The organism is Amphritea sp. 1_MG-2023 (genome assembly GCF_030547545.1).
Lineage (GTDB): Bacteria > Pseudomonadota > Gammaproteobacteria > Pseudomonadales > Balneatricaceae > Amphritea.
The window spans coordinates 41,519-54,471 of record NZ_JAUOQE010000008.1 but is presented as its reverse complement, the minus strand read 5'-3'; the positions used below and the strand labels follow the sequence as shown (position 1 = coordinate 54,471).

At 50.2% G+C, this 12,953-nt stretch carries 15 protein-coding genes; 8 read left to right on the top strand and 7 right to left on the bottom strand.

The window, feature by feature from the left end:
* Positions 1 to 247 precede the first annotated feature (247 nt).
* The gene (locus tag Q4488_RS06400) at positions 248 to 2,428 is read left to right on the top strand and encodes a malate synthase G (RefSeq protein WP_303579642.1); all 2,181 of its coding nucleotides are present in this window, start codon (positions 248 to 250) and stop codon (positions 2,426 to 2,428) included.
* A gap of 63 nt (positions 2,429 to 2,491) precedes the next feature.
* Here the strand turns inward: Q4488_RS06400 and Q4488_RS06395 are convergent, their stop codons facing one another.
* Positions 2,492 to 3,100: a DJ-1/PfpI family protein gene (locus Q4488_RS06395; RefSeq protein ID WP_303579641.1), complete on the bottom strand. Its 609-nt coding sequence runs from the start codon at positions 3,098 to 3,100 to the stop codon at positions 2,492 to 2,494.
* A 133-nt stretch (positions 3,101 to 3,233) separates the two neighbouring features.
* On the opposite strand from Q4488_RS06395, the gene Q4488_RS06390 reads away from it, so the two are divergent.
* The 5 genes from Q4488_RS06390 to Q4488_RS06370 all read left to right on the top strand — a co-directional run bounded on the left by Q4488_RS06390 (position 3,234) and on the right by Q4488_RS06370 (position 7,557).
* Positions 3,234 to 4,568: a PLP-dependent aminotransferase family protein gene (locus Q4488_RS06390; protein WP_303579640.1), complete on the top strand. Its 1,335-nt coding sequence runs from the start codon at positions 3,234 to 3,236 to the stop codon at positions 4,566 to 4,568.
* A gap of 70 nt (positions 4,569 to 4,638) precedes the next feature.
* Positions 4,639 to 5,517, top strand: a complete 879-nt coding sequence (locus Q4488_RS06385) for an NAD-dependent protein deacetylase (RefSeq protein ID WP_303579639.1) — start codon at positions 4,639 to 4,641, stop codon at positions 5,515 to 5,517.
* Positions 5,518 to 5,625: 108 nt separating this feature from the next.
* Positions 5,626 to 7,008 carry an ATP-dependent RNA helicase DbpA gene (gene dbpA / locus Q4488_RS06380; RefSeq protein ID WP_303579638.1) on the top strand — a complete coding sequence of 461 codons (1,383 nt, stop codon included), beginning with the start codon at positions 5,626 to 5,628 and terminating at the stop codon, positions 7,006 to 7,008.
* Between the two features lie 33 nt (positions 7,009 to 7,041).
* The gene (locus tag Q4488_RS06375; protein WP_126157185.1) at positions 7,042 to 7,320 is read left to right on the top strand and encodes a peptidylprolyl isomerase; all 279 of its coding nucleotides are present in this window, start codon (positions 7,042 to 7,044) and stop codon (positions 7,318 to 7,320) included.
* A 45-nt stretch (positions 7,321 to 7,365) separates the two neighbouring features.
* Complete coding sequence (locus Q4488_RS06370) at positions 7,366 to 7,557, top strand: hypothetical protein (protein WP_303579637.1); 192 nt, start codon at positions 7,366 to 7,368, stop codon at positions 7,555 to 7,557.
* Between the two features lie 145 nt (positions 7,558 to 7,702).
* Here Q4488_RS06370 and Q4488_RS06365 read toward each other — a convergent pair whose 3' ends face one another.
* From Q4488_RS06365 to Q4488_RS06340, 6 genes are all read right to left on the bottom strand, one after another.
* The gene (locus Q4488_RS06365) at positions 7,703 to 7,966 is read right to left on the bottom strand and encodes a Txe/YoeB family addiction module toxin (RefSeq protein WP_303579636.1); all 264 of its coding nucleotides are present in this window, start codon (positions 7,964 to 7,966) and stop codon (positions 7,703 to 7,705) included.
* Positions 7,959 to 8,213 (bottom strand): type II toxin-antitoxin system Phd/YefM family antitoxin, encoded by a 255-nt coding sequence (locus Q4488_RS06360; protein ID WP_303579635.1) that lies wholly within the window; start codon positions 8,211 to 8,213, stop codon positions 7,959 to 7,961. The genes Q4488_RS06365 and Q4488_RS06360 overlap by 8 nt, the downstream gene beginning before the upstream one ends.
* Positions 8,214 to 8,501: 288 nt before the next feature.
* Positions 8,502 to 9,215 (bottom strand): NYN domain-containing protein, encoded by a 714-nt coding sequence (locus Q4488_RS06355; RefSeq protein ID WP_303579634.1) that lies wholly within the window; start codon positions 9,213 to 9,215, stop codon positions 8,502 to 8,504.
* A gap of 79 nt (positions 9,216 to 9,294) precedes the next feature.
* The gene (locus Q4488_RS06350) at positions 9,295 to 9,555 is read right to left on the bottom strand and encodes a hypothetical protein (RefSeq protein ID WP_303579633.1); all 261 of its coding nucleotides are present in this window, start codon (positions 9,553 to 9,555) and stop codon (positions 9,295 to 9,297) included.
* Between the two features lie 6 nt (positions 9,556 to 9,561).
* The gene (locus Q4488_RS06345) at positions 9,562 to 10,167 is read right to left on the bottom strand and encodes a uracil-DNA glycosylase family protein (RefSeq protein WP_303579632.1); all 606 of its coding nucleotides are present in this window, start codon (positions 10,165 to 10,167) and stop codon (positions 9,562 to 9,564) included.
* 54 nt (positions 10,168 to 10,221) lie between these two features.
* Positions 10,222 to 11,217 (bottom strand): GlxA family transcriptional regulator, encoded by a 996-nt coding sequence (locus tag Q4488_RS06340; RefSeq protein WP_303579631.1) that lies wholly within the window; start codon positions 11,215 to 11,217, stop codon positions 10,222 to 10,224.
* A 106-nt stretch (positions 11,218 to 11,323) separates the two neighbouring features.
* Between Q4488_RS06340 and Q4488_RS06335 the strand changes: the two genes are divergently transcribed.
* Both Q4488_RS06335 and Q4488_RS06330 read left to right on the top strand, forming a co-directional pair.
* The gene (locus Q4488_RS06335; RefSeq protein WP_303579630.1) at positions 11,324 to 11,905 is read left to right on the top strand and encodes a peroxidase-related enzyme; all 582 of its coding nucleotides are present in this window, start codon (positions 11,324 to 11,326) and stop codon (positions 11,903 to 11,905) included.
* A 155-nt stretch (positions 11,906 to 12,060) separates the two neighbouring features.
* Entirely contained in the window at positions 12,061 to 12,852 is a 792-nt protein-coding gene (locus Q4488_RS06330) for a UDP-2,3-diacylglucosamine diphosphatase (protein WP_303579629.1), read from the top strand.
* The last annotated feature ends 101 nt before the right edge of the window (positions 12,853 to 12,953 follow it).

Genomic DNA, 12,953 nt, shown 5'->3' with positions numbered 1-12,953 from the left:
TTCTTTATTCACGCAAGCGCTTCTCGCTTGATCGAAGCGCTATCCCACATTGTGAAATGAATACCTCTGATTAGCTTCATACTTTAGCATTGCTAGAGAGGACAGGCTCGGTAAAGTGCGATACTGTTGCGATGCACAAGCCGAAACAGCAGTGATACCGATAGGCACACTGAATTGCGGCATACAAAAAATCACCTAATCCGGTTGCCTCGCGCCGGATGCTGGACGATTAAAAATGAGGCAGTATATGACGAGTCAACGGATACAAACAGGCGGCCTGCAGGTTGCTGAAGCGCTTTACACTTTTGTTAATCAGCAGGTTATTCCGGGCACCGGCGTGACCGAAACACAGTTTTGGACCGGCCTAGACGCCATCGTCCACGACCTAGCCCCCGAAAACCGCGCCCTGCTGGCAAAACGAGATGCCATTCAAGAACAGATCGACAACTGGCACCGCGAAAACCGTGCCAATGGCTTCGATCTGGCAAGCTATAAAGCATTTCTGCAGGAAATCGGCTATCTGCTACCGGAAGGCGAAGACTTCAGCGCCACCACCAGCAATGTTGACCCAGAAATGGCCACCATGGCCGGCCCTCAGTTGGTGGTGCCGGTGATGAACGCTCGCTTCGCTCTAAACGCAGCCAATGCTCGCTGGGGAAGCCTATACGATGCCCTCTACGGCACCGATGCTATCGCCGCAGATAATGGCGCCGAGATCACCGCCAGCTACAATCCGGTTCGGGGCGCGAAAGTCATCGAATTTGCTCGCAACGTCTTGAATGAAGTCGCCCCGCTAAGTAATGGCTGCCATAAAGACGCTGTTCGTTACAGCATCGAGAACGGTCAACTAATAGTCACGCTCAACAATGGCACTGAAACGGGCCTACAAGATGCGTCGCAGTTGATTGGTTATAACGGCGAAACCTCTACACCGAGTTCTATTCTGCTGCAACACAACGGCCTGCATCTCGACATTCAAATCGATCGCAGCAGTCAAACCGGCGCAACCGATGCCGCAGGCATCAGCGATATTATCGTCGAAGCGGCGTTAACTGCGATTATGGACTGCGAAGACTCCGTTGCCGCCGTTGATGCGGAAGACAAAGTAGTGGCTTACAAAAACTGGCTCGGCCTGATGAAAGGTGATCTCACTGAAGAAGTGACCAAGGGCGGAAAAACCTTCACTCGACGCATGAATCCAGATCGTCAATACACCGGTGTTGATGGTACTCAGGTTAGCCTCAAAGGCCGTAGTTTGATGTTTGTGCGTAACGTTGGCCATCTGATGAGCAACAACGCCATTCTCGATAAAGACGGCAATGAGATACCTGAAGGCATTCTCGATGGTATGCTTACTAGTCTGATCTCAATTCACGATGTCAAAGGCACCGGTCAATTCAGTAACACCACCACCGGTTCTATCTATATCGTTAAACCGAAGATGCACGGCCCCGAAGAAGTCGCCTTTGCAAATACTCTATTTGGCCGTATCGAAACCGCCCTAGGATTGCCAAACTTCACGATTAAAATGGGCATCATGGATGAGGAACGTCGCACCACGGTTAACTTGAAAGAGTGTATCCGTGCAGCCAAAGACCGTGTGGTGTTTATTAATACTGGTTTCCTCGATCGTACCGGTGACGAAATCCATACCTCAATGGAAGCCGGCCCCATGATCCGTAAAGGTGAGATGAAAGCCGCTGCATGGATCGGCGCTTACGAAGATTGGAACGTTGATAACGGCCTCTCCTGCGGTCTACAAGGGCGTGCTCAGATTGGTAAAGGCATGTGGGCAATCCCCGATCAGATGGCCAACATGCTGACGGCTAAAATCGGACATCCGCTGTCTGGGGCAAACACCGCCTGGGTACCATCGCCAACGGCGGCGGCACTGCACGCACTGCACTATCATAAGGTTGATGTTTTCGCCCGTCAGGAAGAACTCAAAAGCCGCCCTCGTGCCAGCCTCGATGATATTCTGACCATCCCCGTTGCCAGCGACACTAACTGGTCGGCTGACGAGATTCAGAACGAACTGGACAACAATGCTCAGGGTATCCTCGGCTATGTGGTACGTTGGATCGATCAAGGCGTGGGTTGCTCGAAAGTGCCAGACATCAATGATGTCGGCCTAATGGAAGACCGTGCAACACTGCGGATCTCCAGCCAGCATATCGCTAACTGGCTACATCACAATATCTGTACCGAAGCGCAGGTCATGGAAACTATGCAGCGCATGGCGGCCGTGGTTGACCGTCAGAACGAAGCTGATCCACTGTACCAGCCCATGGCACCGAACTTCGATGACAGCGTGGCCTTCCAAGCGGCATTAGAACTCGTCATTCAAGGCCGAATTCAACCAAATGGCTATACCGAGCCCGTACTGCACCGCCGCCGATTAGAAGCGAAGGCCAAGCAGAACGCTTAAACTCTAGCCCTCACCGACTAAAAAACCGCGCACCGCGCGGTTTTTTATTGCCAGCAATTAAGATTATTCACCCATGATATAAGGGCTGATATTAGCCATTGCTCGAGTAACATAGTCATCTTTTTCTGACACCGGCGCAACATAATGCAATGCCGCTTGCGCCACCTCTATTCCTTCCGACTTAGCCAGCACCCAAGCAGCTAAGTACTGCGAGGCCAAACAGCCTCCGGCAGTGGCGATATTATGCTGTGCAAAAAAAGCCTGCGGTAACACCTCAATTCCCGCCTCTTTAACCCAAGGGGTAGTGGTCAAATCAGTACAGGCGGGTATACCATTCAATAATCCAAGCGAAGCTAACAGCAACGCGCCAGAGCATTGCGCACCGATTAACTGACGCGTTGGATCTAACTCGAGCTGCGACATCAAATCAGCATCGGCCACCACCTCACGAGTTTTCATGCCACTTCCAATTAAGACAACATCCGCTTCGCTGGCTTCACTCAAATCGATATGTCGTTCCAATATGACACCGTTCATCGACTCAACCCTTAACGTCGGACTGGCGATAGACACTCGCCAACCGGGTCGCTTAACCCGATTTAAAATTCCCAGTGCGATCAAGGAGTCAAGCTCATTAAAACCATCAAAAGTTAGAATAGCAATATGCATCATGGGACTCCTTCTAGATATGCAGCCGGCATAAAACCCGACTATTCGGCCGGTTAAGCCTATAAGATCAGTTGCGTTAACCGATTATATGACCTAAATTCATGACAATAAAATTATTGTCATGGATACAATGTAGATGGTGCAGGCCCGTTACAAGCAACTAGTTGATAACCTCGCGGCAGATATCCACAACGGACTTCTGTCCCCCGGCACTCAACTACCAACCCATCGCCAACTAGCCCGCCAAGAAAATATTGCCCTAGTCACCGCTTCAAGGGTTTATACCGAACTCGAGCGTATGGGGCTGGTCAGCGGTGAAACGGGCCGCGGAACGTTTGTCAGAGAAACCGCGCTACCGCCTGGGCACGGTATCGACCAACCCGCTCCACGCGAAGGTATGATCGATCTTAACTTCAACTCACCGGCACTACCCCGGCAAACAGAAATGCTGCGTAAAGCGCTGCGTCAAGTAGCGATCTCCGGCGATATCGATGCCCTATTGCACTATCAACCCCATGCCGGTCGTGCCCATGAACGAGCGATTATTGCTCGTCACCTTACTGCCCGGGGCCTAACGGTGAGTGCCGAGAATATTGTTATTGTTAGTGGCGCCCAACAGGGGCTCGCGGCCACCGTTATGTCACGCTTACAGCCCGGCGATGTCGTTGCTGTGGACGCCCTCACTTACTCTGGATTTAAAGTACTGGCTGAACTTCATCATCTCGAGTTAGTCCCCACCCCCATCAATGATGACGGGCCTGATCTGGCAGCCTTAGCCCAGCTTTGCCAACAGCGGCGGGTCAAGGCAGTTTACTCAATGCCAACACTACATAATCCGCTCGGCTGGATAATGACACAGGCACAGCGACAGCAACTGGTTGCCATTGCTCGGCAACACCAACTATTAATCATCGAAGATGCTGCCTACGCCTTCCTCGCAGACAATCCGCCACCGCCATTACAAACGCTAGCGCCAGAACGCACATTCTATGTTTCGGGGTTATCGAAAAGTGTGGCCACAGGCCTGCGCATCGGTTTTATTGCTGCCCCACTGGCGGATGTACCGTTGCTCGAACGTACCATCAGAGCGATCGCTTGGAATACCCCAGCACTGATTACCGCTATCGCCTGTGGCTGGATCGAAGATGGCACTGTCGCGCAACTCGAAACGGATAAACGCCAAGATGCCGCCATTCGGCAAGCACTCGCTCATAAAGTGTTTAAAGGATTACATCAGGCCAGCCACCCTAACGGATACTTTATCTGGCTATACTTGCCAGAAGAGGCCCGCGCCGACCAAGTCGTGATGGCCCTCAGCAATGCCAATATTTCCGTCTCAACGGCCGACCCTTTCACCACCAGTGAACATGTACCCCATGCTATTCGTTTAGCACTCGGATCGGTTTGCCTAGAACGCTTACAGGGCGCCTTAGAAACCGTCAGACAGGTCATCGACGAACATAGCTATTAGTTAACGCGCAAGCACGGCCACTATGGATTACACTATCCCTATGCCATCGACTCCAAAACAAGTTACGCCTATGCCATCTCCCCCTATGCCGACACCTAAACACTCGTCTGTAAACGCTGCGGCTACCAGCCAGCCCCTCGCCGATTTTATCCACCAGCACCCACGCCTGTTTATTCTTACCGGTGCCGGTTGCAGTACTCAATCGGGCATTCCCGATTATCGCGATAGCAATGGTCAGTGGAAACGTCAACCACCGGTGCAACATCGCGATTTTATCAGTCGTCTCGCCACGCGACAGCGTTTCTGGGCCCGCAGCCTAATCGGCTGGCCATTAATGGCCAATGCTCGGCCCAATAGTGTGCATAACAGCCTGCAGCAGTTAGAACAAAAAGGCTATTGTCAGCAACTGGTCACACAGAATGTAGACCGGTTACATCAACTGGCTGGTCAGCAACAGGTCATTGACCTTCACGGCCGTTCTGACCAAGTCATCTGTATGGATTGTCAGCAACTACATGATCGAAATCAGATACACCAACAGATGGCCGCTGAAAATCCAGCGTTTGCTCACTATACCGCCAGTGCCGCACCGGATGGCGATGCTGACTTAGAAGGCGTCGACTTCAGCCGTTTTAAAGTCACCGGTTGCGTGGCCTGTGGCGGTATTCTCAAGCCAAATGTCGTGTTTTTCGGCGATAACGTCCCCAAAGAGCGAGTATTTAGCGCCCTCGATAGCTTAGAAAAAGCTGATGCGTTACTCGTGATCGGCTCATCGCTGATGGTGTATTCCGGCTTTCGCTTCTGTAAACAAGCCGCGCAACGAAACATTCCCATGGCCGCCATCACCCACGGTAAAACCCGTGCCGATGAACTCCTTAGCTTAAAACTCGATGGTGATATCAGTGCTTTTCTGACGCCCTGTGTGAACGCGCTAAGCCTGCGCCTTTAACACCACATTCTACTGCTCATTAAATCAACAACGGGCTTAACAAAGCAGCGATAGCCGTGCGTATCAGGTATACTGACGGCCAATTGAATCCTGATTCCGAGTACAACTGTGTCTGATACCTCTTTTTCCTCCCTAAACCTGCCTCCCGCCATGCTTAGCAACCTTGCTGACCTTGGCTACAAAGAAATGACTCCCATTCAGGCCCGTAGTCTTCCGCATGTACTGGACGGCAAAGACCTGATTGCCAAAGCAAAAACCGGTAGTGGTAAAACCGCCGCTTTCGCCATCGGCCTACTGTTAAATATTAATCAACGGGACTTCGGTACCCAGGCGATCGTGATCTGCCCCACCCGCGAGCTCAGTACTCAGGTGGCGCAGGAGATTCGCCGACTGGCGCGCTTTAAAGATAACCTCAAACTGGTAATTCTCTGCGGCGGACAATCGGTTGGCCCACAGATCGGTTCTCTGGAGCACGGAGCACACATCGTGGTAGGCACCCCCGGCCGAATTCAAGACCTGATCCGTAAAGGTAAGTTAGACCTGTCCCGTTGCGGTACCGTGGTACTCGATGAAGCCGACCGGATGCTCGATATGGGCTTCTATGAACAGATTGAAGGGGTTATCAAACACACGCCTAAGCAGCGTCAAACCCTCCTTTTTTCAGCCACTTACCCCGACGGGATAAAAAAACTCAGCGCCGATCTACAAAACGATCCGGTTGAAATCACTGTCGAAGCAGTACACAGCACCAGTCAGATCGAACAATCTTTCTACGCTTTAGAACAAACCAAGAAACCAGAAGCCTTGGCACGGATTCTTAGCCATTTCAGCCCCGAATCCACGGTGATCTTCTGTAACACCAAAGATCAGTGCCGCGAAGTGTCCGAACATCTGCGCAATCTGGGCTATTTTGCTGCTGCTCTCCACGGTGATCTGGATCAGCGCGACCGCGATCAGGTGCTGGTGCAGTTTGCCAACCGCAGCAACACCATCTTGATCGCCACCGACGTGGCCGCCCGTGGGCTGGATATCAGCGATCTATCACTGGTCATCAACTACGACCTACCCCGTGATCCGGAGATCTACGTTCACCGTATCGGACGTACAGGCCGCGCCGGCAAAGAGGGCATGGCCATCAGCCTCTTCCGGGACTCTGAACAGTACAAGATGGAGATCATCAGCGAATACCTGTCGCAGACACTCGAGACTAAATCCCTCAGCAGCCTGAAAAAAATCAGCTCGGAAGAGCCCGTTAAGCCGATAATGCGAACTCTCTGCATTGCCGGTGGTCGAAAGGATAAGATACGTCCAGGCGATATCCTTGGCGCACTCACCGGTGACGCCGGCATTGATGGCAGTGCGGTGGGTAAAATCAATATTTATGATTATGCCGCCTATGTCGCGGTAAGACGTGAAGAAGCCCGTAAAGCCCATAGTCGCTTACTCGATGGTAAGATCAAGGGGCGTCGCTTTAAAGTAAGAATGCTGTAAAACCATTTACTCGGATAACAAAGGTATTTTAATATGGCGGTAGCATCGGCGCGGCATATTCTAGTTAAAACCAAAGCCGAAGCTGACAAGCTAAAGCAACAACTTGAAAAAGGGGAGGATTTTGCCCGCTTGGCAAAAAAACACTCTCTGTGTAACTCGGCCAAACGGGGTGGTGATCTGGGCGAGTTTCGGCCCGGCACGATGGTAAAAGCGTTCGACAATGTGGTTTTTCGTAAAAAAGTATTGGAAATCCACGGACCGGTGAAAACAAAGTTTGGTTTTCATCTTATTCAGACCCTTTATCGCAGTTAGCGAAAAAACTGTGATAAAAGTCGCCAACTTAAGGAGGCAGTTCCTATGAAACCGGCCAAGAAACAGCAACAACACCCCAAGTTTATCGAAGCGATGCAGAAACTCTCTGCCATGAATGAAGATGAACGCCTCTCCGAAGAAAACAAAGAACTCTTCGATCAAGCCATCGCCTACGCGCCACTGGAAGCTCAGCCGGCACTGATGGCGATACAACGCAAATATGCTGAAGTGCATTAAGGGCTGAGACGAAGCTCGACATCGCTGCGCGACTTGCCCGAGGTTCGCTACTCGAAAAAGCGTCAGATCAAAAAACAAAAGAGAGCCGCGGCTCTCTTTTTTGCTTTGTATATGAAACCGAGTAAAGAGCTTACGAACAGCTTATTCAGTAATAATAGCGACAGGAAATCATGGTGATCGCACGCTCATCAACGGTATAAACCAGCTTATTAGCATCATCGATTCTGCGCGACCAGAAACCCGACAAATGCTCTTTTAATGGTTCTGATATACCAATCCCCTCGAACGGCGAACGTTTTACATCGGCAATTAATGTAGTAATACGTTTAAGCGTCTTTTTATCTTGGGTCTGCCAGTATAAGTAATCGCTCCAAGCGTCATCAGTCCATGGTAACAGCTCGTTACTCATCGACTAATTCCCGCTGTGCGGTTTTCACCTCACGATATTGCGCAATCGACCTGTTTAGATGCTCAGCATTGGCTGGCGAACGAAGTAAATGGACAGCTTCTATTAAACTATTGAAGTAACCCAAAGACATCACCACAGCAGCTTGAGAATCACGATGAGTAATCACAGTCGTATCCGCATCATTGATGACTCCGTCTAAAACAGCTTTCAAGCTATTTCTTGCTTCGGTAAAAGAAACTATTCTCATATGCCACCTCATATGTTCAACTTAACGTACAGTATCGGCAGGCACGATGAACATTAGCGTTAGCTGTGCATGTTCATCTTAGTGGATAACATAACTGATCATTATGAGATGGGCGGGGAACGACTAGCAAGCATCTTAAATTCGTGGTGATACCACAGGCTCAAAGCCTTTTTCAATCATCTACACCGCCAAAAAAAGAGGCCAACAAGCCTCTTGTTTTACGCTTTTTCGAGCAACGAACAAGCGACGAAGCCGCATTGAGCGAGTAATGTACTATTCATTACGCTCTTAGGTTTTCTTCTTTCTTGCATCTCGCACCAGAAAAGACCGTCCCTGCCCTCGCTTCAGCTCAAACAGATCGACGGCTTTAAATAAGCTACTCAGATTCTTGAAACCATAGTTGCGGCAATCGAACGAGGTGCGGTTGGAGATATTCGAGCCCACGGGGCCTAGTGGCGCCCAACCATCTTCATCTTCGTTGGCTTCAATCGCCTGACGTAACAAGTTGATCAGTTTCGTATCCGATTTGATATTTTTGGGCTTCGCGTTTTGCGTGCTTTCGACAGATTCAGGCTGATCTAAGAAGAGAAATTTAGAACAGGCATTGACGAAAGGCGAAGGGGTTTTGCGCTCGCCAAAGCCTAACACCATTTTGCCTTCGGCTAGTGCGCGCGTCACCATCGGGGTAAAATCGCTGTCGGATGAGACAAAGCACATCACATCGATGTCTTTGGTATACATGACATCCATCGCATCGATCACTAAGGCGATATCCGAGGCGTTTTTACCTTTAGTTAAGTCATACTGCTGCACCGGTTGAATGGCATACTCATGTAGCAGGTCTTCCCACGATTTCAGGGTGGGCGATTTCCAATTACCGTAAGCCTTACGAATGGTCACCACACCATATTTCGCCACTTCACTGAGCACATTTTCAAACTTACTGGCCGGCGCATTATCGGCATCAATAAACAGCGCTATCTTTTGTTTTATCTCGGTCATCGGAATCCATCTTCATGCAATCGACTGAATAGAATCTTATTATAACGAAACGTTAGCAAACTCCGCAGTAAAGAAACCGTTATCCCCAGATCCAGGCCAAACTCGCAACAGCGATCACTAAAAAAGCCCACCAAAGCGGCGTTAAACGCTTCAGTCCGGTATTAGAATGACTCAACACAAGGCCGCCAAGCCCTAATAACAATAGCGGTAACGCTAGCATGGCGGGTATCATCCATGAAGTACTCTGTATCGCATTTGAGGCGTAATAACCAAAGCACATCACCAGCGGTAATAGCGTCACGATCACCCACTTCACTAGCCATTCAGGCAGTTTATTCATCCCTGTTTACTCAGCAATATTTTCTTGATTGAGCACCTTCTGTACCCGCTGCTGTAATACGGGCAGCAACTCACATTCAAACCACGGATTGTTGCGCAACCAGATATTATTACGGGGGCTCGGATGAGGCATAGGAAATATCGCCGTACTCTCTATTTCGCTGTATTCCCGCCAACGGGAAACGATTTTGGTCACAGACCCTTGTTCTTGCAGGTGCCAAGCCTGAGCGTACTGACCAATCACGAGAATCAGCTGCAGATTCGGTAAACGATCGAGCAGTAGCTGTCGCCACTGTGGCGCGCACTCTTTACGGGGCGGTAGATCACCCGACTTACCCGTGCCTGGATAACAAAACCCCATGGGCAGAATGGCAATCTGTTTAGCATCGTAGAACGTTTCTCGGTCGATACCCAACCAATCCCGTAAACGATCACCACTCGGATCATTAAAGGGAATGCCCGTTTCATGTACTCGCCGACCCGGCGCTTGCGCCGCGATGAGTATGCGCGCGGCTCGATCAAACTGAATCACCGGCCGCACACCATCGGGTAGATAGGGGGCACAGATATCACAGGCCTTTACTCGGGCAATCAACTGCTGATCAGATTCCACTCTATCTCTCCTATGAATAGGCTCAGGCTGCAATGGTTCATTAAACGCTTTAGCCTAATGAGCGCCTTTTTGTTGTACCCGTTTACGATAATGGCTGGGCGATTCCCCCAGTGCTTTTTGAAACAATCGCCGTAGCGAGCTAGGGCTAGCATAACCGACTCGCTCCACGATCTGTTCTAGGCTCAAACTGGTCGTTTCTAATAAAAGCTTGGTCTGCTCAAAACGCAGCTGCTGTTGATAATCGGCAACACTGATACCGTTCGCCGCTTTGAAGCGACGCGCAAGGGTACGCACACTGACCCCGTGGCCACTGGCTAAGGTCTGTAAACAAAGCTTATGCGATACGTCCCGTTGTAGCTGACTCTCAATCGCCAATACCAAGCTATCTTGATGATCGCTGTTTTCCTGCATAAAAATATAAGGGGATGCCGTACTTTGAGCCGCATCTATCAACATATTTCGGGCAGCGCTCTGCGCTAAATGGCGACCGACTTGCTGCTCCACCAAGGCCAGCATGGCGCCTAAGTTAGCGGTCATAGAGCCGGACGTATAAGCGCCCTGATCATTCACTAACATGGTATCAGAACAGTGTTCAACCGCCGGATAGCGGTTGCTAAAAGCCTTACCTAACCACCATGCCGTGGTTGCCCGCTTACCAACTAACCCGCCCGCATCACCCAACAGAAAAACACCACTGCAGTTTGCCGCTATCGGTATTCCCCGTTGAATATATTGGCTTAACCACTGAGTCTCTTCATCGAGCTGGGCTAAACGCTTGAGCAATGAACGCACATCGAGATGGTGAATACCGGGGATAACAATCAGATCGGCCTCGGGCATCTGCGCGAATGAAACATCGGCCATAATCCGCATACCATTGGAGCATCTCACCCAACCGCCATCACGCGAAGCCAACTGACACTCATATAGAGTGTCATCCTCGCCCCCCGTCTGCTTCCAGATAGAGTTAACGACGTTAAATACATCGAAAGGTGAGGTCAGCCCTGTGGCTTGACAACCATCGAAGGCTAATCCAATAACTTTGTACATAATGACCTGATTTGCTCGTTAATTGGCGAACTAATGTCTTAATTTGATCGATTTTTCAGCGTAACCTAGATCTATCATTGACACCAGACAGAGAGATATAAAAATAATGACTCAACCCATCAGTCGCTATCCGATTACAGCACTACCCGACCTGCCCGTCGATATCCGCGACAGAATTTTGGCTGTACAAGAAAAAGCGGGCTTTATCCCCAATGTTTTCCTGACACTCACCTACCGGCCCGATGAGTTTCGCGCTTTCTTCGCCTATCATGATGCCGTGATGGCTCGGGAAGGCAGCACCCTCAGTGCGGCAGAGAAAGAGATGATTATCGTCGCCACCAGCGCCCTAAACGGCTGTCAGTATTGTGTCATCGCTCACGGCGCTCTGCTGCGTGTCTATTCAAAAGAGCCTTTATTGGCCGATCAGATCGCGATTAATTACCGCCATGCTCCACTCACCGATAAACAAAAAGCGATGCTCACCTTTGCCATCAAAGTTTCACGGGCGCCGGAAACCATCGCAGAAGACGACTATGCAGCATTAAAAGACTACGGTTTTGATGATGATGACATTCTCGACATAACGGGCATTACCGCCTTTTTTGGCCTTTCAAACCGAATCGCCATTGTCACCAACATGCAAGCTAACAACGAATTCTACACCCTTGCCCGCGTCCCCCGGACATAATCTAGCGATCTAACCGCCGGCCCTGAGCCATCAGGGCCAACCGATCACTCCCGTCAAACCTTGTCTGCCCGTTGTCACCATCTGTTCATCTGTTTTAAAGCCCCGTGTCATCTTTCACCGCCATACTGTCTCCAAACTGATTGTTGGACGGTGATATGCAGAATATCCACACCATGTTTATCTCAGATGTACACTTGGGCACGCCGGATTGTCAGGCGCAGCTCCTCAGCAAAGCCTTAACAGAACTCGCCCCGAAAAAACTTTATTTAGTGGGCGATATTATCGATCTGGCGGCGATGCGTAAAAAAGCAGTGTTGCCGCAAGATCAACAATTGTTACTCGGTCAATTCTGGCAGATGGCGAGAGAGGGCTGCGAAATTATCTACATCCCCGGTAATCACGATGCTCCCTTGCGTAAAGTCTGTGGTTTAAAGCTAGGCAAGCTTCAAATCCGTCGTAAAGCGATCCACAAAACCCGCGATGGGCGTCGTTTTCTGGTGTCTCACGGGGACGAATTTGACGGCCATGTGCGTATTCACCCCTTCATGTTGCGGCTCGGTGATCATGCCCATCAACTACTGCTGTGGCTAAACCGTTGTTACAACAAGGTGCGTCAGTGGCTCAATCTGCCCTATCGCTCACTGGCAGCCATGATTAAACAGCGCTTCAGTAGTGCTCAACGCTATATTCAAAACTTTCAGGATGCCGCTTGCATAGAAGCTCGACGACAATCGCTAGATGGTTATATTGGCGGGCATATTCATCAGGCGGGATTTAGCCATCGTCAAGGCGCTTTATACTGTAATGATGGTGATTGGGTCGAACACTGCACCGCATTAGTAGAAACCAATAGTGGCAAGTTACAACTGCTGCAATGGCCCAGTATGAAAGTCCTCGGCGAACCCTCTGCGCCCCTGCCCTTTGCCAGCGAACGGGTGAATAGCTGAGACAAGCACCACTCACGGTAAGTTTTACGGCGCTGATACTCTTAAGCCTTGCAGACGGTTCGCGATAAAATTAGCCATCAAAGCTAAGTTGATCGAGCTCA